This is a genomic window from Streptomyces sp. NPDC001843 (assembly GCF_042891955.1).
In the GTDB taxonomy this organism is placed as follows: Bacteria; Actinomycetota; Actinomycetes; order Streptomycetales; family Streptomycetaceae; genus Streptomyces.
Genome location: NZ_JBIATQ010000012.1, coordinates 106,257 through 131,472, shown reverse-complemented (window position 1 = coordinate 131,472; position 25,216 = coordinate 106,257). Strand labels below are relative to the sequence as shown.

The following is a 25,216-nucleotide window of genomic DNA, read 5'->3' as shown; positions in this document are numbered from 1 at the left end:
TGTTACGGATGCACCGGTCCCGCCCAGGTGCTCGGGCGGTGCCGGAACAGCGGCTCCACGGCCCGCCCCGCACTGGCGTGGATTGTCCTTGTCCGGCGGCTGTGGATGTGTTCTCGTGGTGTCACTGACATGATCGGAAGGGGCCAGGGTGGAATCCACGGCCGGCGGGGCCGGGCAGTTGCTGGCCATCAGCGACCTGCACGTCGGATACGCCGAGAACCGTGCACTCGTCGAGCGGATGCGCCCCGGCTCGGACGACGACTGGCTGATCGTGGCCGGCGACGTGGCCGAGACGGTCGCCGACATCCGCTGGGCCCTCGAAACCCTCGCCGGCCGCTTCCGCAAGGTCCTGTGGTCCCCCGGCAACCACGAGCTGTGGGCCCACCCCCGTGACACCGTCACCCTGCGCGGCGTCCCCCGCTACGAGCACCTGGTCGAGCTGTGCCGTGAGCTGGGCGTGACGAGCCCCGAGGACCCGTACCCCGTGTGGCACGGCCCCGGCGGCCCGGCGGTCGTCGCACCGCTCTTCCTGCTGTACGACTACTCCTTCCTGCCCGACGGATGCGCCACCAAGGACGAGGGCCTCGCCTACGCGCACGGCACCGGCATCGTCTGCAACGACGAGCACCTGCTGCACCCGGACCCCTATCCCAGCCGCGAGGCCTGGTGCCACGCCCGGGTGGCCGGGACGGAGCGCAGGCTGGCCGAGCTGCCCGAGGACCTGCCCACCGTCCTGATCAACCACTATCCGCTGGACCGGCACCCGATGGACGTGCTGTGGCACCCCGAGTTCGCCATGTGGTGCGGCACCCGGCTCACCGCGGACTGGCACCGCAGATTCCGCGTCGCCACCATGGTCTACGGTCATCTCCACATCCCGCGGACCACCTGGCACGACGGCGTCCGCTTCGAAGAGGTGTCCCTCGGGTATCCCCGCGAATGGCGGGGGCGTCCGCAGGCGCCGGGAGATCCGCGTCGTATCCTGCCGATGGAGGTCGAATCCGGTGATCGAGGAGCTGCTTCCGCACTCGGTCGTGGCCGTGGAACTGCACGGTGACGACGAGCTGCGGGACGCCCCGCTGTACCCCGGGGAAGCGGCACTCATGACCCGGGCGGTGGCCAAGCGCCGCCGCGAGTTCTCCGCCGTGCGCGCCTGCGCCCGGATCGCCATGGAGAAGCTCGGCGTGCCTCCGCAGCCCGTGCTGACCGGCGAGAGCGGCGCGCCTAGCTGGCCGGACGGCCTGGTCGGCAGCATGACCCACAGCGACGGCTACTGCGCCGCCGCCCTGGCCCGCGCCACCGATCTGGCCTCCCTCGGCATCGACGCCGAACCGCACGAGGTGCTCCCGGAGGAGGTCGCCTCCTACGTGTTCCTGCCCGCCGAGGCCGAGCGGCTGGGCCGGCTCGCCGAGGAACGGCCCGACGTGCACTGGAAACGGATCCTGTTCAGCGCCAAGGAGTCCGTCTACAAGGCCTGGTTCCCGCTCACCGGCCAGTGGCTGGACTTCGCCGAGGCCGACATCGACATCGTCCCCGAGCCCGGCCCGGCCCCGGGGGGCCGTCTGCACGCCGAACTCCTCGTGCCGGGGCCCTGGGTGGGTGGTCGCCGCGTCGGCCGGTTCGAGGGCCGCTGGGGCGTCCGGCGCGGCGTGGTCATGACGGTGGTCGTGGTGCCGCATTCCTGAGCGCGCCCCGGGCCCGGGAACACCGGCCGTGGGGTCGAACGCCGCGTCCCCCGGGCCCGGCCGGCTCAGGATCGCGGGCGCCTGCCGTGCAGCAGCCGGAAGAACTCTCCCTCGTTGCCCGCGAGTCCGGCGTCGGCCAGCGCCCGGTCCGCTTCGGCCAGCACGGCGGGTGGGACGGCGACCGGCCGGGGTTTGTCCGGCGGCCCGTCCAGGGCGGCGCGTACGGTGTGCAGCAGCCGCAGATATGCCTGGACGGCGGCGCGCTCTCGGTCGGTCGGTACGGCGGTGGGCATCGGTCGGTTCTCCCCGTCGAGTGTCGTGGTCCACGCGCTTCGCAGCGCGTACGCCGCACACGGCGGCGGCGCACCTCCAGCTTGCCGTCCGCCACTGACAACGCCGCCCCGCCGCACCCCGGCCACGGTCCGGGACGCCTCAGCCCTGTCGGCGCAGATACCCCAGCGACGCCTCGATACGGCCCGCCACGTCGTCCCGCGGCACCGGGCCGCGCAGTGACGAACCCGCCAGCCGCGTACGGCACTTGCTGGCCAGCAGCAGGCCGAAGGCCTCGGCCTGCCGCTCCTCGGCCAGGTCGAAGCGGGTACGGGCGGCCACCTTGTGCACGGCGGCCTCCAGGGCCTCCTGGTCCCGGTCGTCGCCGAGCAGCCGCGACGCCACGCGTACGCCCTCGAGGCGGTGGCCGCTGTGGTCGGCCTGCATGTGCCACAACTCGTGTCCGAGGATGACGAGCTGGTGGTCGGGCGCGGTGCGCTCCTCCACGACGATCAGGTCCCGGTCGGCCATGTCGAGCCACAGCCCGCTGGCGGTGCCGGGCGGGAAGGCGGCCGCACGGAACAGCACGGGCCGGCCGCGGCGGCGGCTCATCGCATCGCACAGCGCCGTGTACAGGTCGTTCGGCCGCGCCGGGGCGGGAAGGGTCAGTTCGGCGACCAACTCGCCGCACAGGCGGCGCATCCGCCGGGCGGTGCCCACTTTTCCGCGCAGTTTCACGACTCGGGCCGCTTGACGCTCTCCAAGAGCATGTCCAGCCACTCGGCGACCTTGTCGCGGTGCTGGTCGGTGGGCAGCTGTGCGGCCCGCCAGGCGATCCCGCGGACGCCGTGGTCCTGCAGCAGCCGCTCCAGAGGATCCTCGGCGAGTCGGGCCGCCGCGCGTTCGCGGTCGGCCAGCTTCTGCAGCAGTTCCTGCTCGGTGCGCTGCAGGGCACCCGCGAGGGCTTCGGGGTCCTCCGCGGTGAGGAAACCGGCGTGCACGCGGAAGAAACGCTGCAGCGCGTCGCAGTGCTCCATCGTGGGACGCCGGTCGCCGTTGATGAGCGCGCCCGCCTGCTGCCGGGACATGCCCGCGCCGTCGGCGATCTCCTGCTGGGTGTACCTGCGCCCGTTGGGCTTCAGCCGGGTGCGGCGCAGCAGGTCCAGGCGCTGCAGGAACCTCGCCTGCACATCGGGCTCGCCCGCGGCCCGGCCGCCGAGCAGGGCCCTGACCACGGATTCGGGGACGCCGCAGGCGACGGACAGCCGCCTGACGTCGAAGACCTCGGCGTGCGGCACACCGAGCCGGTCGGCGAGCGCGGTGACGCGGGCGACGACGGCCGGCAGCTGGGCGGTCGCCGTGGCGCCCGGATCCTCGTAGCCATCCGTCACCGACAGATCTCCTACGTCTCTCAGAGGCTCTACACGAGGCTCATCACAAACAGTTGCCGTGAACTTCCCGGAGAGTAGCGGGTGCTTCGAACTCACATCCAGGTCTCGCCACAACTGTGGCCAATTTCAGCCGTCAACAGGCATGAAATGCCACGATAGTTGACATGACTCTTGTCGGAGCAGCAGGATCAGGGCGCCGCGTGAAGGCCGCATAGGCAAGAGGGGTGACCTCCCGATGGCACATCAGGCAGGTGGGCAGCGGCCGGCGCCGCGGCCCGTCCCCGAGGGTCTCGAGGCCCAGGCGTATCTCCAGGACTACGCCACGCTCCTGGAGGCTGTCTCCTTTCCGTCCTTCGTCGTGGACCACAGCTGGGACGTCGTCCTGGCCAACAGCGCGTATCGGACACTTTTCCGGGGTGTCGGCCCGCATCCGACGGCCATGCCGGGGGACAACTTCCTGAGGTTCGTCCTGTTCCATCCCGACGCGGCCACCGTCCTCGGGGAGCACGAGCCGAGCTGGTGCCTGCCGATGCTGGCGCACTTCAAGGCCGCCTGGGAGCGCAGCGTCCATGACCACGGGCTGCAGGCGATCCGCCGGGACATCGCCCAGGACCCGCTCATGGAGGCCGCCTTCCGGCAGGGCCTGCCGCACTGGATCCGCGCCGTCGGTGAGAACGCCGGCGAGCCCGACGGGGCCGTCCGTCCGCTGCTCCACCCGGACCCGCGCTGGGGCGCCACCGAGTGCCGGATCGTCGTCGAGACCCCGGGGGCCCTTCAGGCCTTCGGGTACGCCCGTCTGACCCTGGTCCTGCGTGACTCCCGCCGCGCCGCCGCGGCCCCGCGCCGCGCCCGCGCCGCGGCGAGCCATCTGACCGTCGTTCCGGCGCCGGAGGCCTGACCCGGCACCGCCGGCGTTCAGGTCGCCGACGGCGCCGGGCCGACTGCCGCACGGACCTCACCGCGTCGCCACCACCAGCACCAGCGGCACACCCCGGCAGGGCACCAGTCGGGTCGCACCGTACGTCTGCGCCCGCCCCCGCTCCAGCACCGCGGTGAAGTCCGGTCCCCGGGTGAGGGACCCGGCGAGATGGGCGGGGTCCGCGGAGGCCGCGACCCGGCCGCGGGCGTTGACCAGATGGGAGGGCCCGGGCAGCCGGCGCAGCAGGGGCAGTACGGCCGCCTCGAAGTGCCGCAGATAGACATCGGCCGCGGCGACGCCCGCGAACCGGCCCGCCACCCGGACGGGCGCGGACAGCGTCAGGCTGTACTCGTCGGAGCAGAGGTAGTCGACGTACGGCCCGGAAACGGCCCGCCGCCCGGTGTCGCGGGGCAGGGCGAACCAGTCCCAGTGCGTGTAGTCCGAGTACGCCGACCGGTCCGGGTCGAGGTCGGGCAGCAGCGGCCGCAGGTCGCCCTCGGCGGAGGTCTGCCACCACTCCAGCCACGCCGGCACGTCCGTGAGCAGTCCGGGCGCGGCGATGAAACCGACCCCGGAGACCAACTCGTCCCGGGTCAGTCGCAGGTGCAGTCCCGGGCGCAGTGCGGCGAGGTCGGCGGTCGCGGGCCTGTGGCCTTCCGCGGCCACCCGGCCCAGCAGTGCCGCCGTGTCGGCGCAGGTCTCGGCGACGGAGTCGAAGACCGCTTCCAGCCAGCGGGCCACCTGGGCCAAGACGTGTTCCTCGGCGCCGCAGGCCGACGTGCTGGCCGCCGCGCCGACGAGACCTGGACTCTGGCTCATGGCGCACTCCAGCGGACGGGACCGACCGGCCGTGCTACAGGGTCAGGCGTAGCGCGATGAGCCGCGCCGCCGACTCCTGGACGCACCGTTCGGCCAGCGTGCGGGCGGTTTCGGGGTTGCCATCCTGCACGGCCGAGATCACGGACCGCTGACGGTCCGCCACTTCTTCACGATATTCGTCGTCGCCGAGCACGAGGCACAGCAGCGCCCCGATCTCGGTCTGCAGCGCCACCTGTTCCCGAGTGAGCCGGGCGGACTGCGCGGCCGCCGCCAGCTCCACATGGAACCGGCCGTACACCCGGCTGCGTGCCGCCGCGTCCTCGGCACTGTCCAACTCCGCGGCGGTTCGGCGCAGTTGGGCGAGGTCGTCGGGTTCCGTGCGGTCGGTCGCGAGCCGGGCAGCGGTACCCGACAGGGCGGCCCAGTGGTCGCCGAGGTCGCGCAGCTCCTCGGTGCTCCAGCCGCGCAGCCTGGCCTTCAGACGTTCCTCGCCGGGGACGTCGGGCAGCGAGACGAAGCTGCCGCCGCCGCGGCCCCGGCGGGTGGTGACCAGGCCCTGCTGCCGCAGCGCCATGAGCGCCTCCCGCAGGGTCACCGTGGACACGCCGAGCCGCCCGGCCAGCTCGCTCTCGCCGGGCAGCTGCTCGCCGTCGGCGAGCAGCCCGAGCTCTATGGCGTCGCCCAGCCGGTGGACGACCGCCTCGACGCGCGCCAGGTTGTCGACCGGCGCGAAGACGGCTCTGCGAGCCCCGCCGTCAGTCGTTCGCTTCACGGCCACCACCTTGCATGTTGACTCAAGCTTTACCTTAAGGGGGCCTTGAGATCTGAACTATGACTTCATAGTTTTACTGAAACGTACCGCCCGCCAGAAAGGTTCCCGTCCATGGGGGGAAGCGCGATCCTGTTGCAGGGCCTGACGAAGTCGTTCGGGGAGACCACCGCCGTGGCCGGGGTCGACCTGGAGGTCCGGGACGGGGAGTTCTTCTCCATGCTCGGCCCCTCCGGTTCGGGCAAGACGACCGTCCTGCGGCTGATCGCCGGCTTCGAGGCCCCCACCGAGGGCCGGATCGAACTCGCCGGACAGGAGGTCACCCGGCTCGCCCCCTTCGAGCGCGACGTCCACACCGTCTTCCAGGACTACGCCCTCTTCCCGCACATGACAGTCGAGCAGAACGTCGCCTACGCCCTCAAGGTCCGCAAGGTGCCCAAGGCCGAACGTCTGGTCCGCGCTCGCAAGGCCCTCGCCGAGGTCCGCCTCGACGGTTACGGCAAACGGCGCCCGGACCGGCTCTCCGGAGGCCAGCGCCAGCGCGTCGCCCTCGCCCGGGCCCTGGTGGGCCGCCCCCGGGTGCTGCTGCTCGACGAACCGCTCGGCGCCCTCGACCTCAAGCTGCGCGAGCAGATGCAGGTCGAGCTGAAGGCGCTCCAGCGGGAGGTCGGCATCACGTTCGTCTTCGTCACCCACGACCAGGAGGAGGCCCTGACGATGAGCGACCGCATCGCCGTCTTCCACGAAGGCCGCATCCAGCAGGTCGGCACCCCGGCGGAGATCTACGAGCGCCCCGCCACGCCCTTCGTCGCCTCCTTCGTGGGCACCTCCAACCTGCTCGTCGGCGAGTCCGCCCAGCGCATCACCGGCGCTCCGGGCACCTACAGCGTCCGTCCCGAGAAGATCCGGGTGCTGAAGGAGTCCGCCGACGTGGACGAACCCGACCACGCCACCGCCACCGGCACCGTCGCCGAGGTCGTCTACCTGGGCGACAGCACCCGCTTCCTCGTCGACCTCGACGCCGGCGGCCGCCTCACCGCGCTCCAGCAGAACCTGGAGACCTCCGCCGAGGACGTCGCCGCCTACCGCGGCGTCCGCGTCCGTCTCCAATGGCACCGCCGTCACACGATCCAGGTCCCCGACGCCCACTGATCGCTCTTCACCACAGGGAGTACGTCGTGCGCCTCACCCGAACCCTCCAGGTGGCGGCAGCCGCCGCGCTGCTCGTGGCCGCCACCGCCTGCGGCTCCTCCGGCGGGGGCGGTTCCCCGGCCACCGGCCTCAACCCGCCCGACCTCAAGGCGCAGTCCAGCATCGGCAAGGCCGAGGGCCAGGTCAATCTGATCGCCTGGGCCGGTTACGTCGAGGACGGGTCCAACGACCCCAAGGTCGACTGGGTCAGCGACTTCGAGAAGCAGACCGGCTGTCAGGTCCGCTCCAAGGTCGCCGCCAGCTCCGACGAGATGGTCAAGTTGATGAAGACCGGCGAGTACGACGCCGTCTCCGCCTCCGGCGACGCATCCCTGCGTCTCATCGCCTCCGGCGACGCGGCCCCCGTCAACACCTCCCTCGTGCCCAACTACAAGGACATCTTCAGCGGCCTGAAGAACGGCGCCTGGAACTCCGTCGACGGCCGGATGTACGGCATCCCGCACGGCCGCGGCGCCAACCTGCTGATGTACAACACCCAGAAGGTCGACCCGGCGCCCACCTCCTGGTCGGCCGTCTTCGACGACGCGGCGAAGTACAAGGGTCACGTGACCGCCTACGACTCGCCGATCTACATCGCCGACGCGGCCCTCTACCTCAAGGCGACCAGACCCGAGCTGAAGATCAAGAACCCGTACGCGCTCGACCAGAAACAGTTCGACGCGGCCGTGGCCCTGCTGAAGAAGCAGAACGCCAGCGTCGGCGAGTACTGGAGCGACTACCTCAAGGAGGTCTCCGCCTTCAAGAGCGGGGACTCGGTCGTCGGCACCACCTGGCAGGTCATCGCCAGCCTCGCCGCCGGCGAAGGGGCCAAGGTCAAGGCGTTCGTACCGAAGGAGGGCTCGACCGGGTGGTCCGACACCTGGATGGTGTATGCGAAAGCCAAGCACCCGAACTGTGCATACAAGTGGCTGGACTGGATCGTCTCCCCGAAGGTCAACGCCCAGGTCGCCGAGTACTTCGGCGAGGCCCCGGCCAACGCGAAGGCATGTGAGGAGACCAGCGACAAGAACTTCTGCACCACCTACCACGCGGGTGACGAGAAGTACTGGAAGAACATCGCCTTCTGGAACACGCCGATCGAGCAATGCCTCGACGGCCGCACCGACGTCAAGTGCGTGCCGTACGCCAAGTGGGTGCAGGCCTGGACCGAGATCAAGGGCTGAGCGATGACCACACAGGCGAACGCCGCCGGGCGCAGGACCGTCCGGCGGCTCGCCGGGACGCTGCACCGCCGCCCCCGGCTCCGGCTGGCCCTGCTGCTGACCGCCCCGCTGCTGTGGCTGGCCGTGCTCTACCTCGGCTCGCTGACCGTCCTGTTCGTCTCCGCGTTCTGGACGACGAACTCCTTCACCTCCCAGGTGGTGAAAGTCTTCTCCACCGACAACTTCCACGCGCTGTTCACCACGCCCGTCTACCGGCAGGTGATCCTGCGCAGCGTGGGCGTGGCCCTCGCGGTCACCGTCACGTGCGCGGTGATCGCCTTCCCGCTGGCCTTCTACACCGCCCGGGTCGCGCGACCGAAGTGGCGCCCCCTGCTCGTCGTCGCCATCCTGACCCCGTTGTGGGCCAGTTACCTGGTCAAGGTGTACGCCTGGCGGCTGATCCTGTCCGAGGGCGGACTCGCCGACTGGACGCTGCGGCCGTTCGGCCTGAGCGGCCCCGGCTTCGGGCTGCCGGCGACCGTGCTGACGCTCACCTACCTCTGGCTGCCGTACATGGTCCTGCCCATCCACACGGCGCTCGAGCGGCTCCCCGCCAGTCTGCTGGACGCCTCGGCCGACCTCGGGGCGCGTCCCGGACGTACCTTCCGGTCGGTCGTCCTGCCGATGGTGCTGCCGTCGGTGGCCGCCGGGTCGGTCTTCACCTTCTCGCTCAGCCTCGGCGACTACATCACCGTGCAGATCGTCGGCGGCAAGACCCAGCTGATCGGCAACCTCGTCTACTCCGACATCGAACTCAACCTGCCCATGGCCGCCGCGCTCGGCACGGTCCCGGTGGTCGTGATCGTGCTGTACCTGCTGGCGATGCGCCGCACGGGCGCCCTCAGCAGCCTCTAGAGAGGTCCCCACCGTCATGCAGCTCTCGCGTTCCGCGCGCATCGCGCTGCGCGTCGCCGCCGGATTCGGCTTCGCCGTGATCTACGTGCCGTTGCTGCTGGTCCTCGTCAACTCCCTGAACCCGGACCGCAGCGCGAGCTGGCCGCCGCCCGGGCTGACCGCCCACTGGTGGTCGGTCGCCTGGCGGAACACGGGCGCGCGCGAGGCGCTGTGGGTGTCGGTGAAGGCCGGCCTCGGCGCCACCGCCGTCGCGCTGGTCCTCGGCACGCTGATCGCGTTCGCCGTGGCCCGGTACCGCTTCTTCGGCCGGGGCACCGTCTCCTTCGTCGTCGTCCTGCCGATCGCGCTGCCCGGCATCGTCACGGGCATCGCCCTCAACTCCGCCTTCGGTACGGTCCTCGCGCCGCTCGGGATCGGGCTCGGCCTGTTCACCGTGATCGTCGGCCACGCCACCTTCTGCATCGTGGTCGTCTTCAACAACGTCGTCGCCAGGCTGCGCCGCACCGCCCGCTCGTACGAGGAGGCGGCCATGGACCTCGGCGCGCACACCTTCCGCGCCTTCGCCGACGTCACCTTCCCGCTGGTGCGCTCGGCACTGCTCGCGGGCGGGCTGCTCGCCTTCGCACTGTCCTTCGACGAGATCGTGGTCACCACCTTCACCGCCGGGCCGGGCATCGAGACCCTGCCCATCTGGATCTTCGCCAACATGACCCGGCCGCAGCAGGCTCCCGTGGTGAACGTGGTGGCGGCGGTCCTCGTGCTGCTGTCGGTCGTCCCGATCTACGTCGCCCAGCGGCTGTCGGCGGACACGGCGACCGGAAGCCGGGTGTGAGCCCGGCCGACCGGTTCAGAGGTCGAGGACGAGCCTCCCGCCCCGGCAGCGGGACACGCAGATCATCATCGTGTCCCCGGCCGCCCGCTCCTCGTCGCTGAGCACCGAGTCGCGGTGCTCGGGAGTGCCCTCGAGCACGTCCGTCTCGCAGGTGCCGCAGGTGCCCTCGGTGCAGGAGTAGAGCACCTCCACGCCCGCGGCGCGCACGGTGTCGAGCACCGAGACACCCGCGGGCACCGTGAGGGTACGACCGCTCCTGGCCAGCTCCACCTCGAACTCGCCGTCGTCGCCGACGGGTTGCTCCTTCGGCTGGAACCTCTCCACGCGCAGCACTCCGGCCGGGCACCGCTCCTCGACCGCGTCGAGCAGCGGGCCGGGGCCGCAGCAGTAGACCAGGGTGCCCTCGGGCAGGCCGTCGAGCACCGAACCGAGGTCGAGCAGTCCAGTCTCGTCCTGCGGGGCGATGGTCACACGGTCCGCGTAGCGGGCCAACTCCTCGGTGAACGCCATGGACCGGCGCTCCCGCCCGCCGTACAGCAGTGTCCACTCGGCGCCCGCCGCCTCGGCCGCGGCCAGCATCGGCAGGATCGGGGTGATGCCGATACCGCCCGCGACGAACCGGTAGCGGGCGGCGGACTGGAGGGGGAAGTTGTTGCGCGGGCCGCGCACCCGCACTTTGTCGCCCGGCCCCAACTGTTCGTGCACGTACGCCGATCCGCCCCGTCCGTCCGGCTCGCGCAGCACCGCGATGCGCCACGCGGCACGGTCGGCCGGGTCGCCGCACAGCGAGTACTGCCGCTCCAGGTCCGGGCCGAGGAGCACGTCGACGTGGGCGCCCGGCTCCCAGGCGGGCAGTTCATCGCCCAGCGGGTGGCGCAGGGTCAGGGCCACGACGCCCTCGGCGGCGGACTCCAGCCGGTCGACCACGAGTTCGGCCTCGTACACGTTCATGAGCCGGCTCCTTGCGGCGGTTGGTGGCCTTCGGGGTGGCCGAGCATCCACTCCCACATCGCGACCGGGTCCTGGGCGGTGTGCTCGGCGCCGCAGTGGCAGGTGCCATGCAGGATGTCGGTGCCCGGCAGCCAGTCGATGCGGTAGACCTCGCCGGTGGCGGCCGGGTGGGCAGGCGTCGTCACTGGACCTTCTCCACGGGCTTGTCGCCCTCCTCGACCAGTCGGGCGAGGATGCGGCGGGCGGCCAGGCCGCCGGTGTCGATGTTGATGCTCAGCTCCTGGTAGCCGGTCCGCTCGGTGCCGAGGGTCTTCTGCAGCAGGTTGAGCGCGTCCACGTCCTGCATGACGACGGTGTGGTTGTTGCCCCGCAGGAACTCGGTGACCTCCTCGTCGTCGACCGCCCAGTCCCGGGAGACCATCCAGAAGTCGTACACGTGGCCGTCGGCGGACGGGGTGATCGCGTAGGTGATCTCGGTGTGGAAGCCGTTCGGGTCGCTGCCGTCCTCCTCCGGCAGCACACCGACCGGGGCGATGCGGCTGTGCAGCAGGTACAGGCACGGCGCGTGGTACTCGATGTCCTGCCAGCGGGTGATGCGGCCCTCGATGCCGGTGGAACGGGCGTAGAACGGCGGACAGGCGGCGTCGTCCATGTGCCGGCTGACCCGGACGATGCCCGCGCCCTCGTCGACCTCGGTCGTGATCGGTGTTTCCGCGACCTCCGGGGTGCCGATGTAGCCGCCGTGCAGATACGTCTCGTGGGAGAGGTCGAGGAGGTTGTCGACGAGCAGGCCGTAGTCGGCGTCGATCGGCTCCATGCCGCGAATGGTGACCCAGCCCGGTGCGTCGAGGTGCCGGGCGCGCGGGATGGTCAGCGGGTCCGCGAGCGCCGGGTCACCGATCCACACCCACACCAGCGAGTCCTGCTCGACGACCGGGTAGGAGGCGACGCGGGCGGTGCGCGGGACGCGCTTCTGCCCCGGCACGTACACGCACGTACCGGTGGTGTCGTAGGTGAAGCCGTGGTAGCCGCACACGATCCGGTCGCCGTCCAGCCGGCTCTCGGACAGCGGGAAGCGGCGGTGCACGCACCGGTCGTGCAGGGCGACCGGCGTGCCCTCCTCCTCGGTGCGGTAGAAGACGAGCGGCTCGCCGAGGATGGTCCGTCCCAGCAGCTCCTCCCGCCCGACCTCATGGCTGTAGGCGGCGACGTACCACTGGTTCCTGGCGAAGGCGGTCATGTGGGGCATGGCAGCGGCTCCCGTATCTCGTGTGGTGACGACATCGTCGGGAGGACCCCCGCGGGGGCGCAACGGGGCTTCCACGTCACGGAAGGACTGGCGTGAAAGCCTGCTCACACGTTACGGCGTGATCGCCAGGCACAGCCGGTGACGGTCAGGTGGTCAGCCCACCCGCCGCAAGGCGATCACTCATATCGCTCACCAAGCCCTTACCGAAACCCTCGGCCTTGGTGACGAGTGCTTCGAAGGCCCTGAGGCGACGGAACGTCTCGGCGTACACCGTCTGCCTCTCCAAGGGGAGCTGCAGTACCTGGAGACGCCGGATGTCGACCCGGGACGAACTGGAGGCGTGGGTGCCCGCCTGACGGCCGTTGGCCGGTGCGCGCAGACAGCCGGCGAGGAAGTGGGCGTCCAGCTTCTCCGGGTCCACCCGCAAGGCGTAGAGCTGAGGGCCCAGGGCCACCGGTGGTCCTTCGTGGACCCACGCCTTGAAGGCCCGGATCACTCCGGCGACCACGACGTCGCCCTCCTCGGCGACGGCGTGCGCCGAGTCGGTGGCCAGCAGTCCGCCGGGAGCGCCGTCGTGCAGCAGGTCGGCGACGGTGAGGAATGGCACGGTGGCCCCGCGAGTCGGTGTCACCGTCTCCGGCGGTTGTTGTCCGGCGCGCAGTGTCAGGGCGCCGGCTTTGACCAGGTCTCCCACGGTCGCGGTGGTCTGCGGGGCACCGGCCTCGAAGTCGAGTAGGGAGAGCTGCTGCGCATGATCGGCCAGGCCGGTGAGCAGCGAGCCGAACTCCTCCCACTTCGCGAGGAGTTCTTTGCGGGAAGGTTCCGTCACCGATGCGGTGTAGCGACCCGGGGTGACGTCCACCTCGTCGTCCAGCAGGTCCAGGAGCGGGACTCGGACCGCGCCCTCCGGCGGATCCTGGTCCGGGTGGTCGAGCGTCGCCATCGCGGCGAGGACGAACGACCCGAGAGCGGCCCAGTCCGGGCTCGGCTCCCGCGATCCGGGCCGTGCGAAACGAGTCGCGTCCACCAGGAGGGCGTCCTGGCTCGGGGGAGCGGCGGCAGAGCCGTTCACCGCTGCCTGCAGGACCCACAACTGCAAGGAAACGCTGTGCGGTTGGGCGCTGCCGGGAGGCAGGGACACCACCGCCCGGAGCGCTCCGGTGCGCAGCAGTGAACCGCGGACGCGGCGACCCGCCTTGCGTGACGCGACCGCCGGCGGAAGGACGACCACGGCGGCCCCACCGGGTTTCAGATGGGAGAGCAGGTGCTGTACCCAGGCCAGTTCGGGTTCGGTCCGTGGGGGCAGACCATGGGTCCAGCGCTGGTCGGTGGCGAGTTCCTCATAGCCCCAGTCGCGTTCGTTGAACGGGGGGTTGCAGAGCGCGATGTCGGCCTTCTCGCCGGCGAAGGGGTCATCCCGCAGTGCGTCGGCCGTGGAGACACGGGTGCGGACGGCACGGTCCTCCGTGACGAATTCGAGCCGGGCGGACGCCAGCGCGGCCAGCGCGGGGTCCAGTTCGCAGGCGAGCAGCTCCAGGCCCGGACGGCCGTACTCCTGCGCGGCCGCGGCGGCCAGATGCCCCGTGCCGCACGCCGGGTCGAGGACGGTCAGCCCGTCTTCTCCCAGGCCACCTTCTCCCGGGACCCCCTTCCCCGAAACGCCTTCGCCCGGGACGAGCCGGACGGCGAGGGCGATCCGGACCATCAGCGCGGCCAGTTGGGGTGGTGTGGTGCTGAGCTGCCGGACATGGGTCTCCAGCCACCGTTGCAGCAGGAACTCGAAGGTCTCGCGCGGTCCCTCCGCACGCCCCAGTTTCGCCGCCTCGGACACCAGGTCCCGGGCCTGCGCGGAGAGCTCGGGACGGGCGATCCGCGCCTTGGCGGAACGCATCCGGCGAGCCGCCTCGGCGACGGCCAGTCCCGACTCGTTCCTGCTGCCCAGCGCCTCGAAACGCGGCCAGAGGAGCTCCCGGCCGCCGATGTCCTTCAGCTTCCCGTTGTCCCGCAGCCACTGTTCGACCTCGGCCAGCGAGAACTGCGGGCTGACGTCGGTGCCGCCGATCCGCGTGGGGAATGAGTCGTGGCGGCGGCGCCAGTTGCTCACCGCGGCTCGCCCGACCCCTGCGATCCGGGCGATCTCGGCCAGGCTGACGGGTACGGCGTCGGGGGTACTCATCGATCAGTCTCCGAGTTGCTTGGCGGCTGGGCTGGTCGGCGTCCCAGCGGCCGTATTGCTGGGAAGGCTACTACCCTCATTGACTTTGTTCACAGAGTTCGCGTTCCACCTTGATGTGTGGGGAATGTGGAGGTCAAGCAATATGCCGGGTCTCGTGCCGGGTTCGGTGCTCGGTGACCGCTATCGGCTGGAGTCGGTCCTGGGGCAGGGCGTGATGGGGCAGGTGTGGCAGGGGCGCGACCTGCCCCTCGACCGGCCCGTCGCGGTCAAGACCGTCGCCACGGAGCTGCTGGCCGTGGCGAGCAGCCGAGATGCGGCCCTGGCGCGGTTCGGCAGGGAGACACGCGCGGCCGCGCGTCTGGACCACGCGAACGTCGCAACCGTCTTCGACGCATCGCTCACGGACGACACCTGCTGCCTGGTGATGGAACTGATCGAGGGGACCACTCTCGAGTACCTCTTCGACCAGCAGGAAGACGGACGGTTCGACGTCCCCTCGGCGGTCGCCGTCGCCGCTCAGCTGTGCTCGGGACTGTCCGCCGTGCATGCGGCCGACCTCGTCCACCGTGACCTCAAGACGCAGAACATCATGATCCGGCGGGACGGCATCGTGAAGATCCTCGACTTCGGACTGGTCAAGCTGCTCGGTGACACCGACCCGCGGCTGACGACGACCGGTGAGGGCGTCGGCAACCTGCTGTGCGCCTCTCCCGAACTGCTGTCGGGGCAGGACCGGCTCGACGGCCGCAGCGACCTGTACGCCGTGGGCTGCCTGCTGCACCACATGCTGACGGGTGAGGCACCTTTTCCCACCCACCAGCCGGCGCTGCTGGCCTCCCGCCATCTCACCTCACCCCCGCCCCTCGTCGCCGACCGCGGAGTGGACGTGCCCGGCGACCTCCAGGCCCTGCTCACGGCCCTGCTCGCCAAACACCCGGACGACCGCCCCTCCTCCGCCGCCGAGGTCTACGCGGCCCTCGCGCCCCACCTGCCGGATCCGCGACCCGAGCTGGCCGCCAGGCGGACCGTGCCCGAGGACCCCCGCCGCCCGTTCCTGGTCCCGCAGGGCCCGCTGCCCCTGTGAGTCGCGCCGGTGCCACCGCGGGCCCCTCGGCGCGTCCCTGCCGCGGCCGGGCCCACGGTTGCAGGGACCACCTTTCTCGCCTCACGGGGCACAGGAGTGCCGTGACCAGTGACACAATGGCCTCGTCGGCCGGGTGCCGTGACGTTCCCGGCCGCCGGGAGGCGGCGGGCGCTGCAGGCGCCGGGACTGGGGACGGGGCGCGATGCGGCGAAGCCTTGGACGGTACGAGCTCACGCACGAACTGGGCCGGGGCGGCATGGGGGTCGTCTGGGCGGCCCACGACCGCGACCACCACCGGGAAGTGGCCGTCAAGGTGCTCGCGACCCGCGGTCGCGGCGCCGAACTCAGCACCCTGGAACGCCGTTTCCTCCGCGAGACCCGCCTGACCAGCCGCCTGCGTCACCCCGGCGTCCCGGCCGTCCACGACCACGGCAGCCACGAGGGCGAGCTGTACCTGGTCATGGACCTCGTCCCGGGCCGCGCGCTGGACGCCGTCCTCAAGAACGACGGTCCGCTCGGTGTCGAGCAGGCGGCGGACATCGCCCGCCGCACGGCAGAGGTGCTGTCCTACGCCCACGGCCAGGGCGTCGTGCACCGCGACCTCAAACCGTCCAACCTGATGATCACCCCCGACGGGGAGATCAGGGTCCTGGACTTCGGGGTCGCCGCGGCCCTGGAGCCCGAGCCCGGCGAGACCCGCTTCACCGCCTCCAACGCCACCCCCGGCACGGTCGTCTACATGGCACCCGAACAAGCCGTCGGCCGGACCGTGCCCGCCGGCGACCTCTACTCGCTGGGCTGCGTCCTGTACGAACTGCTCGCCGGAACACCGCCCTTCACCGACGGCAGTCCGTTCATGCTGTACCACCGGCACGCCAACGAGCCCGTCCCACCGCTCGCCGACCGCCGCCCCGACGTACCGGACGGCCTGCGGACGCTGGTCGAGCGGCTGCTGGAGAAGAAGCCCGAGGACCGGCCCGCCTCCGCCGCGGAGGTGGCCGCCCTGCTCTCCGCGTGGGCACCCCGGCCGGCCCCCGTCACGGAGGCCGCGCCCGCCCACCCGCGCCTGGCCGAGATCGAGGCCCTGCGCCGTGCCGGCCACCCCGCCCGTGCCCTCGAGGAGTACCAGGACCTGCTGGCCGCCCCCGGCCTGGACCGCGCGGGCATCCTCGCCGCACGCGCGGGAGCCGCGCTGTGCGTGGGCGCTCTCGGGCGCACCCGCCAGGCCCTTGACGAGCTGAAGTCGGTCCTCGCCGAACAGCGCAGCCTGCTCGGCCCCGGCCACCCCGCCGTGCTCGACACCCGCTACGAGATCGCCGTACTGCTGGTCCGCACCGGAGAACGCCATGCCGCCGAAGAGCTGCTGCGCCGCCTGGCCGACGAGGAGGACACCGTCCTGCCCGCTTCCGGAGCCGGACGCGGACGCAGCCGGGCACTGCTGGAGCGGCTGCGCCGGATGAGCTGAGACCCCGCCCCCAAAGTTTTGTAATCTCTGTTCACAGATAATGCCTCGTGTTAGCCTGCCGTCGCACCGTCCGGAGGGGAGACAGGACACTGTCTACGGACGGCGGCAGGAGACACCGAGGGGAACAGCGCCCATGACACCAGCAGCTCAGCGCGAGACCGAGCGGACGGGGGCGGAGGCGCTCCCCGAAGAGGGCAACCTGGTCGAGGTGCGTGGCCAGTCCTGGGTGGTCGCCCGCGTCGAGCCGTCTCCGGCCACCCCCGACGGCGTCGAGAACCGCCGCCCGGCCACCCTGGTCCACCTCCAGTCCGTCGCCGACGGCCGCTTCGGCGACACCCTCTCGGTCATCTGGGAGGTCGAGCCCGGCCGCCGTGTGCTGCCCGCCGGCTCCCTCCCCGACGCCTCCACCGGCACCTACGACTCCCCGAACCGCCTCGCCGCCTTCCTCGACGCCGTGCGCTGGTCGGCCGTCGCCTCCGCCGACGCGAAGACCCTCCAGGCCCCCTTCCGCTCCGGCGTCGCCGTGGAGCCGTACCAGCTGGAGCCGGTCTCCCGCGCCGTCGGCGCACCCCGCGTCAACCTGCTCCTCGCCGACGACGTCGGCCTCGGCAAGACCATCGAGGCAGGCCTCGTCGTGCAGGAACTCCTGCTGCGCGGCCGGGCCCGCCGCACCATGGTGGTCTGCCCGGCCGGCCTCACCCTCAAGTGGCGCGACGAGATGGCCGAGAAGTTCGGCCTGGAGTTCACCATCGTCGACTCCGAACACTGCGCCCGCCTGCGCCGTACCCACGGCACGGCGGCGAACCCCTTCCGCGTCCACCCGCTCACCATCCTCTCCCTGCCCTGGCTGCGCGGCCAGAAGGCCCAGCGCCTCCTCGACGAGGTCATCGGCGCCCCCGAGGAGAGCCCCGACGGCGAGCACAAGCGCTTCTTCGACCTGCTCGTCCTCGACGAAGCACACCACGTGGCGCCCGCCGCGCCCAAGCAGGTGTACGCCGTCGACTCCCAGCAGACCAAACTGATCCGGCGCCTCGTCCCCCACTTCGAGCACCGCCTCTTCCTTTCCGCCACCCCGCACAACGGCTACCCCGAGTCCTACACGGCGCTGCTGGAACTCATCGATGACCAGCGTTTCGCGCGCGGTGTCGATCCCGACAAGGAAGCGCTCAAGGACACCGTCGTACGACGCCTGAAGTCGACCATCACCGAGCGCGACGGTGTGACACTCCGCTTCCGCACCCGCAAGACCCTCGAACTCCCCGTCGACTACACCTCGCAGGAGCGCGAGATCCACGGCCTCCTCGGGGAGTTCGCCGAACTGCGCCGCAAGAAACTCACCCCCACGGCCCGCGGCGGACGCCGCGCCGCCGACCTGGTGACCCTCCTGCTCAAGAAGCGCCTGTTCTCCTCGCCGGCGGCGTTCCTGCACACGGTGCAGGTCTACCTGTCCCACCTGGAGGACACCGCCCCTGTGCGGGGCCGTACGGCAGCCGCCGAGGTCCCCGAGTGGCTCGAGGAGTTCGCCGACCTGGTCGCCGATCTCGACGACACCGGCCTGGTCGACGCCGAGGACGACGCGCTGACCCGCTCCACGTCGCTGACGCCGGCGGAGGACGGCCGGGAACTGGACCTGCTCCAGGAGATGGAGCGCTGGGCCCTCACGCACGAGGCGGCACCGGACTCCAAGGCGGAGACGCTGATCCGCGAACTCAAGGCCGTCTGCTGCCCCGACGGCAAGAGGTGGACCAACGAACGGGTCGTGGTGTTCACCGAGTACCGCGACACCCAGGAGTGGCTGTACGACCTCCTCCAGCAGGAGGAACTCACCGACGGCGGACGCGTCGAGCGCCTGCACGGCGGTCTGTCGGCGGAGGAGCGCGAGCGCATCCGCCTCGGCTTCCAGACCGACCCGTCCCGCGAGGAGGGCAAGGTCCGAATCCTCCTGGCCACCGACGCCGCCGGCGAGGGCATCGACCTCCAGAACCACTGCCACCGCCTGATCAACTACGACATCCCCTTCAACCCCAACAAGCTCGAACAGCGCATCGGCCGCATCGACCGCTGGGGCCAGAAGCACGACCCCGAGATCACCCACTTCATCGGCTCCGGCTGGCAGCAGGCGCAGGCCGGCTCCTACGAGGCCGACCTCGAGTTCCTCTCCCGCGTGGCCAAGAAGGTCGCGCGCATGGAGCACGACCTCGGCTCCGTCAACGCCGTCCTCGCCGACGCGGTACAGCGCCGGATGACCGGCGACACGGCACCGGTCGACATCGAGAACGCCAAGCCCAAGCCGATCAAGGGCCGCCGCACCGGCGGTGAGGTGGCGCCGGAGCAGAACGTCACCGCGCAGACGAAGCGGCTCGCCGACCAGTACGACGAGACGGTGACGGCGCTGGGGCTCACGCCGACCAACGTCAAGCGGGTCGTCGACACGGCCCTGGCACTGGACAACCAGCCGCCGCTCCTGCCGTCGTCCCTGCGGGCGGAGGACTTCGAGCCGGGCGACCTGTTCGAGGTCCAGCCCCTGTCGGGAAGCTGGGAGCGGGCGACCCGGGGCCTCGCGCACAAGCTCCGCGAGGGCGAGCAGCGGCCGCTCACGTTCTCCCCGGTGGTGGCGGCGCAGGCCAAGGACGACGTGGTCCTCGCCCACCTCAAGCATCCGCTGGTGGCCCTCTCCACACGCCTGCTGACCGCGGCGGTCTGGAACGCCGATCTGATCGGCCTCAACCGTGTCACCGCTGTCGTCTCCGACGACCCGGCCGTGACGACGACCCTGGTCTCCGCGTACGCGCGCTACGTCCTCGTCGGCACCGACGGCACCCGTCTGCACGAGGAAGTCCTGTACGCGGGCGGCTGGTTCGGCGACACGGGCCGCTTCCGCCGTTGGGAGTCGGTGGGTGAGCAGGGCAGGGTCCTGTCCCAAGCGCTCACCGAGGGCATAGAGGCGGCGCCGCACCTCCGCAAGGAGCTGACGGAGGCCTGGCCGAGGCTCCGCGACCCCCTTTACCGCTCCCTGGAGGCACGGGCCGGCGAACTCGGCCGCCAGCTGGAGAGCAGGCTCGCCGACCGCCGGGCGGAGGAGGAGCGCCGCATCACGGCCACCCTCGACCGCTTCGAGGCCACCCTGCGCGCCAAGCTCAAGGAGGAGGGCGACGGGGAGGGCGAGCAGCTTGCCCTGCTGTCGACCCACGAGCTGACGGGCCACGAACGCCGCCAGTTCGAGGACGACCGCCGCCGCTGGCAGGAGCGCCTGGAGGGCCTGCCCGCCGAGCGGGAGCGCGAACTCGCCGCCATCGCCGCCCGCTACCGCGAACCCCGCTCCCACCTCTTCCCCGCCGCAGTCGTCTTCGTGATCCCCGCAAAGGAAGCCCGCCGATGAGCCCCCGCCGCACCATGAGCCGTGGAGCAGCCGCCGCCAAGGCCCAGGCCACCGACGGCCGCAGGCAGCACCAGGAGTGGCTGGACCTGACCGAGGTCTCGGGCCCGTTCCTGACCATGCCGGTCCTGCTGCGCGCCTGGCCCCAGCTGGACGCCCTGGAGAAGGAGGAGCGGCCGAGGCTGCGCGCCCGCCACGCCGACTGGCAAACGGACACGACGGCGGGCCGCGACGAATGGGTGGCGTACGTGCTCGGCCGCCTCCTGGAGTGGGGCGACGCCCTGGCCTTCCGCCAGGGCGAGTCGGAGCACCACGGCCTGGACCGCCTGGCCCTGCGGGTCGCGGAGCACAACACCGAGGTGCGCCCCGACTTCGCGCTGGTCGAACCCGGCGCGGAGCTGGCGGCCGAGCCGGACGTGGAGTCGGCGGCGAAGCGGGTACGGCTGTTGGGCATGACCGTCCCGGCCGGTACGGCGCCCACGGCCCGCCTCGGCGGTGGCGGCGACTGGTCCGCGGCCCCCGCCGACCGCCTGGCCCGCCTCCTGCGCCACCACGGCGTACCGCTCGGCCTGGTGACCGACGGCCGCTGGTGGTGCCTGGTCTGGGCCCCGCTGGGCGGCGTCACGACCACGGCCGTCTTCGACTCGATCGGCTGGAACGAGGCGGCGGAACGGAACGTCGTGCGCGCGTTCGTGTCACTGCTGCGCCGCAGCCGGTTCTTCGAGTACGACGACGCCGAGACGCTGGTGGGCCTGCTGAAGGCCAGCCTGGCGGCGGGCGAGGACGTCACCGAGGCGCTGGGCATCCAGGTCCGGCAGGCGGTCGAGTTGCTGGTGGATGCCATAGGGCGGGCGGACGTCCGGGCGGTCGAGCACGGGGCGCCGGGCCTGCACGCGTCCGGCGTGAGCGCGGGGGAGGTGTACCGGGGCGCGGTCGCGGTGATGATGCGCGTCGTCTTCCTGCTGTTCGCGGAGGAACGTGGTCTGCTGCCGGCGGACAACGAGGTGTACGCGCGCTCGTACTCGGCTCGTTTCCTCCGGGACGAGCTGAAGGCGCGGGCGGACGAGGAGGGCGAGACGTCGCTGGAGCACACGACGTCGGCCTGGCACCGCCTGATCGCCCTGTTCCACGCGGTGCACGGAGGAGTGGACCACCCGGGTTCAGGTTTCCACCTCCCGGCGTACGACGGTTCGATCTTCGACCCGGAGAAGTACCCGTGGTTGGAGCGCACGACCCCGCTCCTCCCGATCGACGACCGCACGGTCCTGCACATGCTCCAGGCCGTGCAGGAGGTCCGCGTCGGCAAGGGCAAGGACCGCGAGGTCCGCACGCTCAGCTTCCGGGCGCTGGACGTCGAGCAGATCGGTTACGTGTATGAGGGCCTGCTGTCGTTCGACGGCCGCCGGGCCACTGAGCACATGGTGGGGCTGATCGGCCCCGAGGGCCTGGAACACGAGGTGCCACTGGGGGAGTTGGAGTCGCTGGCGGCGAAGTCGGGCGCGTCGGTGAAGACGCTGGCCAAGTCGATCCACGACAAGTGGAAGGACCCGAAGCCCCCGGCGACGGCCGGTCAGTTGGAGAAGAAGCTTGCCCCGCTGGGTACGGAGGACGCGGCCGAGGCCCGGCGCCGGCTGAACGCGGTGACGAAGGACCCGGGGCTCACGGAGCGGTTGCTGCCGTTCGCGGGCATCTTGCGGGACGACCTGCGTGGCCTGCCGACGGTGATCCCGAACGGTGCGCTGTACGTGACGGAGTCCTCCCTGAGGAAGAACACGGGGACGCACTACACGCCCCGCTTCCTGGCGGAGGAGGTCGTGCTGCACGCGCTGGAGCCGCTGGTGTACGAGCCGGGTCCGCTTCAGACGGCGGACACGGGGGAGTGGCGGCTGAAGTCCTCCGAGCAGATCCTCGACCTGAAGGTCGCGGACATCGCGATGGGTTCGGCGGCGTTCCTGGTGGCTGCGTGCCGTTACCTGGCGGACCGGCTGATCGAGGCCTGGGAGTCCGAGGGCCGCGCGGATGCGATGACGTACCGGGCGGGGCGGGCCGTGGACGCGGTGACGGCGGCTGACGCGGAGCAGGATCCCGTGGTGGTCGAGGCACGGCGCCAGGTGATTGAGCATTGCCTGTACGGCGTCGACATCAACCCCATGGCCGTGGAGATGGCCAAGCTGTCGCTGTGGCTGGTGTCCATGGACCCGGGGCGGCCGTTCACGTTCCTGGACGACCGGTTGGTGTGCGGGGACTCGCTGCTCGGTGTGCACAGCATGGAGCAGATCCAGTCCGTGCACATGAAGCCGGGGCAGCAGACCGACATTCTGGCCGAGCAGGCACGGCAGTTGGTGGACCAGCTGACGCGTGAGCGGTTGGCGATCACCGCGATCAAGGGTGTTGACCTGCCTGCACTGCGGAAGAAGCGGGAGCGGTTGGAGGCCGTGAACCGGCATTCGCGGCGGCTGCGGCTGGTGGGGGATCTTATTGCCGGTGCTGCACTGGCCACTTGTGCTTCGGGGCGGGTGCCTTGGTACGAGGAGGACGGCGGGGAGCGGGTTCGGGACCTGTTTCCGCGGGCTGCGTGGATCGTGCGGCAGATCGTGGAGAACGGGGTCGAGGACGAATCCGGGGTGGTGCGGGAGGCTCGGGCTACGGCGGAGGAGTGGCTGGAGGCCGAGCTACCGCAGGGAGGGCTGGAGCGGCGGCCGGTGCATTGGCCGCTGGTGTTTCCGGAGGTCTTCTCGCGGAAGGGAGGGTTCGACTCGATCATCGGAAACCCACCTTTCCTGGGAGGGAAGAAGATCACACCAGCCCAGGGTCAGGCCTACCGTGAATATTTGGTGGAAAATGTGGCCGACGGGTCGCGAGGCAATGCGGATCTAGTGGCTTATTTCGAATTGCGAGTGCATCAACTCCTCCACCCCTCTGGGCAGTCCGGCATCATTGCCACCAACTCTCTCGCGCAAGGGGAATCGCGTGAGGTCAGTCTGGATGTATTGGCACAACGTGGCGTCGATATTCGCCGGGCTGTCAAAAGCGCTCCGTGGCCATCTAGTTCAGCAGCGCTTGAGTATTGCGCAGTGTGGACAAGCAAGGTGAGTCTGGAGGTGGGTGCCGAGCGAGTGCTGGGACGGGTGCCGGCGCCAAATGGCATCTCGACGTCGCTCAACCTGAAGACACGCCAGGCGTCTTGGGTGGAGGGGTTGCAGTGCAATGCCGCCACCTCTTTTCAGGGGACAATCGTTTTGGGGTTGGGTTTCACCCTGCCTCGAGAGGAAGCGCAATCTTGGATCTCTGCGGATCCAAGGTATGTGAAAGTGCTGTGCCCCTACCTGAACGGGCAGGATGTCAATGGGAGTCCTACGCATGATACGGATCGGTGGGTCATCAACTTTGGTGAGATGACTGAGGAGCAGGCCAAGGAATACCCTCTGGCTTATCGTCAGGTAAGGGAACTGGTGTGGCCCGAGCGACGCACCAAGGATGCTGAGAAGTATCCTCGCATGGTTCATGAGTGGTGGAAGTTCTGGAACGCGCGCCCTGGCCTGTACGGGGTGATTGCTCAGCTCGATCAGTGCATCGCCATCACCCGGCACACCCATACGGTCATGCCCGTGATGGTTGCCACCGGTCACGTTTTCTCCGAAGCGCTGGTGGTGGTGGCTTCGGATGATTTCGGTTCGCTGGGTGTGCTGAGTAGTGCTCCCCACTACTGGTGGGCCATTGAAAATGGTTCCACCATCAAAGGTGATCTGCGCTACTCGCCGACTGACGTCTTTGAAACACTCGTCCGCCCTCCGGTCACCGCACGCCTCCGCGCGGCGGGAGCTCGCCTTTCCGAGTACCGCAGCGACTTGATGGTCGCCCTTGGTCTGGGTCTCACGGAGACCTACAATCTGCTTCACAGGCCTGAGTGTCAGGACGAACGCATCATCGAACTCCGTCGTATCCACGAGGAAATCGACAGAGCTACCATCGAGGCATACGGCTGGGACGACCTCCTGGACGACACTGGGACTCCGTCCGCTGACCCGACCCACGAGACGTTCCCGCTCGATCATGGCTTCCACGAGACCGACCAGGGCACCCGCTACACCATCGGTCTCCTTGCCCGAACCGAGATCATCGATCGCTTGCGGCAGCTGAACCACCAGGCATACGCCGACGAGGTTCACCTCGGGTTGCACAAGGGTGTGACCGAAAAGAAGGCGAGGGAGAAGCACCCCGACCTTCCCCCGCCGTCTCCCGAAGCCATTCGGAAGCGCAAGGAGCAACTTGCGGCGCGAGGTGGGTCGAATTTCGGGGAGGGCGCTGAGGGCGCCCTGTTCTGAGCCGGCGGCATGACAACGGGCTCTCTCACGTCACCCCAAGTGACGTGAGAGAGCCCGTTGTTCCGCCAAAAAACTCTACTTGGCTCTACTTCGCCGCCACGAACGCCGCCCACTCGCGTCGGGTGATTCGCAAAACCGGCCCGTTCCCGGCAGCCTTCGAGTCCCGCACATACACGGCGTCCGGGTCGGCGGCCACCTCCACGCAGTCGCCGCACCCCCGACCCGCTTAGCTGCTCTTGAACCAGCGCAGACCGTCCACGTTCTCGGATCCCTGCCCCACGCTCATGTCTCTCCCACCAGCCGTTCGCTGAGCCGCGCAGACTCGACACCGTTCAGAGCCTGTGATCGCAGCTCGCCATACCGCAACCCGAAGGCGTTCCCCTCTGCTGGGTCGCGGACGACGCGCCCGACTTCCTGGGATTCGATGTACCCGAGGTGCTGCTGCTCCTTGGTCTCCAACACCACGAACGGGCCGTTCAGGCCCGAGTGGAAGCCGGACTCAGCGGGCATGACCTGAACCTCGACGTTGCGCAAAGACCCCACCTCGATCAGGTGCTGCCACTGCCCGCGCATGAACATCGGTACAGCGGTCATCGTTGGCCCGCGCGGACAGGTCTCTTCCCGTGATCGTTTCCT

Annotated in this window: 21 protein-coding genes and 1 pseudogene; 11 read left to right on the top strand and 11 right to left on the bottom strand. The window is 70.4% G+C overall.

Annotated features, from left to right (window positions below; genetic code table 11):
* Nucleotides 1–148 precede the first annotated feature (148 nt).
* Nucleotides 149–1,057 carry a metallophosphoesterase family protein gene (locus tag ACFYZQ_RS28260; protein ID WP_389153404.1) on the top strand — a complete coding sequence of 303 codons (909 nt, stop codon included), beginning with the start codon at nucleotides 149–151 and terminating at the stop codon, nucleotides 1,055–1,057.
* The gene (locus ACFYZQ_RS28255) at nucleotides 1,005–1,685 is read left to right on the top strand and encodes a 4'-phosphopantetheinyl transferase (RefSeq protein ID WP_389153401.1); all 681 of its coding nucleotides are present in this window, start codon (nucleotides 1,005–1,007) and stop codon (nucleotides 1,683–1,685) included. Before ACFYZQ_RS28260 ends, ACFYZQ_RS28255 begins: the two co-directional genes overlap by 53 nt.
* Before the next feature lie 65 nt (nucleotides 1,686–1,750).
* On the opposite strand, the gene ACFYZQ_RS28250 is transcribed toward ACFYZQ_RS28255, so the two are convergent.
* The 3 genes from ACFYZQ_RS28250 to ACFYZQ_RS28240 all read right to left on the bottom strand — a co-directional run bounded on the left by ACFYZQ_RS28250 (nucleotide 1,751) and on the right by ACFYZQ_RS28240 (nucleotide 3,346).
* Nucleotides 1,751–1,978 carry a hypothetical protein gene (locus tag ACFYZQ_RS28250; RefSeq protein WP_389153398.1) on the bottom strand — a complete coding sequence of 76 codons (228 nt, stop codon included), beginning with the start codon at nucleotides 1,976–1,978 and terminating at the stop codon, nucleotides 1,751–1,753.
* Nucleotides 1,979–2,117: 139 nt separating this feature from the next.
* Nucleotides 2,118–2,657 (bottom strand): toxin-antitoxin system, toxin component, encoded by a 540-nt coding sequence (locus ACFYZQ_RS28245; protein WP_389153883.1) that lies wholly within the window; start codon nucleotides 2,655–2,657, stop codon nucleotides 2,118–2,120.
* A 32-nt stretch (nucleotides 2,658–2,689) separates the two neighbouring features.
* Nucleotides 2,690–3,346 carry a helix-turn-helix domain-containing protein gene (locus ACFYZQ_RS28240; RefSeq protein ID WP_389153395.1) on the bottom strand — a complete coding sequence of 219 codons (657 nt, stop codon included), beginning with the start codon at nucleotides 3,344–3,346 and terminating at the stop codon, nucleotides 2,690–2,692.
* Between the two features lie 235 nt (nucleotides 3,347–3,581).
* Between ACFYZQ_RS28240 and ACFYZQ_RS28235 the strand changes: the two genes are divergently transcribed.
* The gene (locus ACFYZQ_RS28235; RefSeq protein WP_389153392.1) at nucleotides 3,582–4,244 is read left to right on the top strand and encodes a hypothetical protein; all 663 of its coding nucleotides are present in this window, start codon (nucleotides 3,582–3,584) and stop codon (nucleotides 4,242–4,244) included.
* Nucleotides 4,245–4,301: 57 nt separating this feature from the next.
* On the opposite strand, the gene ACFYZQ_RS28230 is transcribed toward ACFYZQ_RS28235, so the two are convergent.
* Together ACFYZQ_RS28230 and ACFYZQ_RS28225 are read right to left on the bottom strand one after the other, a co-directional pair.
* A complete protein-coding gene (locus ACFYZQ_RS28230) occupies nucleotides 4,302–5,084 on the bottom strand; it encodes a cache domain-containing protein (protein WP_389153389.1) in 783 nt (260 codons plus the stop codon).
* Nucleotides 5,085–5,118: 34 nt separating this feature from the next.
* Nucleotides 5,119–5,865, bottom strand: coding sequence for a FadR/GntR family transcriptional regulator (locus ACFYZQ_RS28225; RefSeq protein WP_389153386.1), 747 nt, complete (start codon nucleotides 5,863–5,865; stop codon nucleotides 5,119–5,121).
* Between the two features lie 102 nt (nucleotides 5,866–5,967).
* Here ACFYZQ_RS28225 and ACFYZQ_RS28220 point away from each other — a divergent pair, with 102 nt between their 5' ends.
* Genes ACFYZQ_RS28220 through ACFYZQ_RS28205 form a run of 4 tightly spaced genes read left to right on the top strand, consistent with a single transcriptional unit; the run spans nucleotide 5,968 to nucleotide 9,954 of the window.
* Entirely contained in the window at nucleotides 5,968–7,005 is a 1,038-nt protein-coding gene (locus ACFYZQ_RS28220; protein ID WP_389153383.1) for an ABC transporter ATP-binding protein, read from the top strand.
* A 26-nt stretch (nucleotides 7,006–7,031) separates the two neighbouring features.
* Complete coding sequence (locus tag ACFYZQ_RS28215; RefSeq protein ID WP_389153380.1) at nucleotides 7,032–8,228, top strand: ABC transporter substrate-binding protein; 1,197 nt, start codon at nucleotides 7,032–7,034, stop codon at nucleotides 8,226–8,228.
* Between the two features lie 3 nt (nucleotides 8,229–8,231).
* Nucleotides 8,232–9,122: an ABC transporter permease gene (locus ACFYZQ_RS28210; protein WP_389153377.1), complete on the top strand. Its 891-nt coding sequence runs from the start codon at nucleotides 8,232–8,234 to the stop codon at nucleotides 9,120–9,122.
* Between the two features lie 16 nt (nucleotides 9,123–9,138).
* Nucleotides 9,139–9,954 carry an ABC transporter permease gene (locus ACFYZQ_RS28205; RefSeq protein ID WP_389153374.1) on the top strand — a complete coding sequence of 272 codons (816 nt, stop codon included), beginning with the start codon at nucleotides 9,139–9,141 and terminating at the stop codon, nucleotides 9,952–9,954.
* 15 nt (nucleotides 9,955–9,969) lie between these two features.
* Here ACFYZQ_RS28205 and ACFYZQ_RS28200 read toward each other — a convergent pair whose 3' ends face one another.
* From ACFYZQ_RS28200 to ACFYZQ_RS28185, 4 genes are all read right to left on the bottom strand, one after another.
* Nucleotides 9,970–10,905, bottom strand: a complete 936-nt coding sequence (locus tag ACFYZQ_RS28200) for a PDR/VanB family oxidoreductase (RefSeq protein ID WP_389153373.1) — start codon at nucleotides 10,903–10,905, stop codon at nucleotides 9,970–9,972.
* Nucleotides 10,902–11,090 carry a hypothetical protein gene (locus ACFYZQ_RS28195; RefSeq protein ID WP_389153370.1) on the bottom strand — a complete coding sequence of 63 codons (189 nt, stop codon included), beginning with the start codon at nucleotides 11,088–11,090 and terminating at the stop codon, nucleotides 10,902–10,904. Before ACFYZQ_RS28195 ends, ACFYZQ_RS28200 begins: the two co-directional genes overlap by 4 nt.
* Nucleotides 11,087–12,154: a Rieske 2Fe-2S domain-containing protein gene (locus tag ACFYZQ_RS28190; protein ID WP_389153367.1), complete on the bottom strand. Its 1,068-nt coding sequence runs from the start codon at nucleotides 12,152–12,154 to the stop codon at nucleotides 11,087–11,089. The genes ACFYZQ_RS28195 and ACFYZQ_RS28190 overlap by 4 nt, the downstream gene beginning before the upstream one ends.
* Before the next feature lie 145 nt (nucleotides 12,155–12,299).
* The gene (locus ACFYZQ_RS28185; RefSeq protein ID WP_389153364.1) at nucleotides 12,300–14,330 is read right to left on the bottom strand and encodes an N-6 DNA methylase; all 2,031 of its coding nucleotides are present in this window, start codon (nucleotides 14,328–14,330) and stop codon (nucleotides 12,300–12,302) included.
* Nucleotides 14,331–14,472: 142 nt separating this feature from the next.
* Between ACFYZQ_RS28185 and ACFYZQ_RS28180 the strand changes: the two genes are divergently transcribed.
* The 4 genes from ACFYZQ_RS28180 to ACFYZQ_RS28165 all read left to right on the top strand — a co-directional run bounded on the left by ACFYZQ_RS28180 (nucleotide 14,473) and on the right by ACFYZQ_RS28165 (nucleotide 24,580).
* Nucleotides 14,473–15,414 carry a serine/threonine-protein kinase gene (locus ACFYZQ_RS28180; RefSeq protein WP_389153360.1) on the top strand — a complete coding sequence of 314 codons (942 nt, stop codon included), beginning with the start codon at nucleotides 14,473–14,475 and terminating at the stop codon, nucleotides 15,412–15,414.
* Nucleotides 15,415–15,616: 202 nt separating this feature from the next.
* Nucleotides 15,617–16,879 carry a protein kinase gene (locus ACFYZQ_RS28175; RefSeq protein WP_389153357.1) on the top strand — a complete coding sequence of 421 codons (1,263 nt, stop codon included), beginning with the start codon at nucleotides 15,617–15,619 and terminating at the stop codon, nucleotides 16,877–16,879.
* A gap of 133 nt (nucleotides 16,880–17,012) precedes the next feature.
* Nucleotides 17,013–20,258: a DISARM system SNF2-like helicase DrmD gene (gene drmD / locus ACFYZQ_RS28170; protein ID WP_389153354.1), complete on the top strand. Its 3,246-nt coding sequence runs from the start codon at nucleotides 17,013–17,015 to the stop codon at nucleotides 20,256–20,258.
* Nucleotides 20,255–24,580, top strand: coding sequence for an Eco57I restriction-modification methylase domain-containing protein (locus ACFYZQ_RS28165; protein ID WP_389153351.1), 4,326 nt, complete (start codon nucleotides 20,255–20,257; stop codon nucleotides 24,578–24,580). Before drmD ends, ACFYZQ_RS28165 begins: the two co-directional genes overlap by 4 nt.
* Before the next feature lie 85 nt (nucleotides 24,581–24,665).
* Here ACFYZQ_RS28165 and ACFYZQ_RS28160 read toward each other — a convergent pair.
* A pseudogene (locus ACFYZQ_RS28160) lies at nucleotides 24,666–24,788 on the bottom strand (DUF397 domain-containing protein); the annotation flags it as partial.
* 74 nt (nucleotides 24,789–24,862) lie between these two features.
* Nucleotides 24,863–25,174, bottom strand: a complete 312-nt coding sequence (locus ACFYZQ_RS28155) for a Scr1 family TA system antitoxin-like transcriptional regulator (protein ID WP_389153348.1) — start codon at nucleotides 25,172–25,174, stop codon at nucleotides 24,863–24,865.
* Nucleotides 25,175–25,216 lie beyond the last annotated feature (42 nt).

Bases quoted from the DNA above. Each gene is read 5' to 3' on its own strand.
- ACFYZQ_RS28250 (WP_389153398.1), bottom strand. From the start codon at position 1,978: ATGCCCACCGCCGTACCGACCGACCGAGAGCGCGCCGCCGTCCAGGCA.
- ACFYZQ_RS28245 (WP_389153883.1), bottom strand. From the start codon at position 2,657: ATGCGCCGCCTGTGCGGCGAGTTGGTCGCCGAACTGACCCTTCCCGCC.
- ACFYZQ_RS28235 (WP_389153392.1), top strand. From the start codon at position 3,582: ATGGCACATCAGGCAGGTGGGCAGCGGCCGGCGCCGCGGCCCGTCCCC.
- ACFYZQ_RS28230 (WP_389153389.1), bottom strand. From the start codon at position 5,084: ATGAGCCAGAGTCCAGGTCTCGTCGGCGCGGCGGCCAGCACGTCGGCC.
- ACFYZQ_RS28220 (WP_389153383.1), top strand. From the start codon at position 5,968: ATGGGGGGAAGCGCGATCCTGTTGCAGGGCCTGACGAAGTCGTTCGGG.
- ACFYZQ_RS28210 (WP_389153377.1), top strand. From the start codon at position 8,232: ATGACCACACAGGCGAACGCCGCCGGGCGCAGGACCGTCCGGCGGCTC.
- ACFYZQ_RS28205 (WP_389153374.1), top strand. From the start codon at position 9,139: ATGCAGCTCTCGCGTTCCGCGCGCATCGCGCTGCGCGTCGCCGCCGGA.
- ACFYZQ_RS28200 (WP_389153373.1), bottom strand. From the start codon at position 10,905: ATGAACGTGTACGAGGCCGAACTCGTGGTCGACCGGCTGGAGTCCGCC.
- ACFYZQ_RS28190 (WP_389153367.1), bottom strand. From the start codon at position 12,154: ATGCCCCACATGACCGCCTTCGCCAGGAACCAGTGGTACGTCGCCGCC.
- ACFYZQ_RS28185 (WP_389153364.1), bottom strand. From the start codon at position 14,330: ATGAGTACCCCCGACGCCGTACCCGTCAGCCTGGCCGAGATCGCCCGG.
- ACFYZQ_RS28180 (WP_389153360.1), top strand. From the start codon at position 14,473: ATGCCGGGTCTCGTGCCGGGTTCGGTGCTCGGTGACCGCTATCGGCTG.
- ACFYZQ_RS28175 (WP_389153357.1), top strand. From the start codon at position 15,617: ATGCGGCGAAGCCTTGGACGGTACGAGCTCACGCACGAACTGGGCCGG.
- drmD (WP_389153354.1), top strand. From the start codon at position 17,013: ATGACACCAGCAGCTCAGCGCGAGACCGAGCGGACGGGGGCGGAGGCG.
- ACFYZQ_RS28165 (WP_389153351.1), top strand. From the start codon at position 20,255: ATGAGCCCCCGCCGCACCATGAGCCGTGGAGCAGCCGCCGCCAAGGCC.
- ACFYZQ_RS28155 (WP_389153348.1), bottom strand. From the start codon at position 25,174: ATGACCGCTGTACCGATGTTCATGCGCGGGCAGTGGCAGCACCTGATC.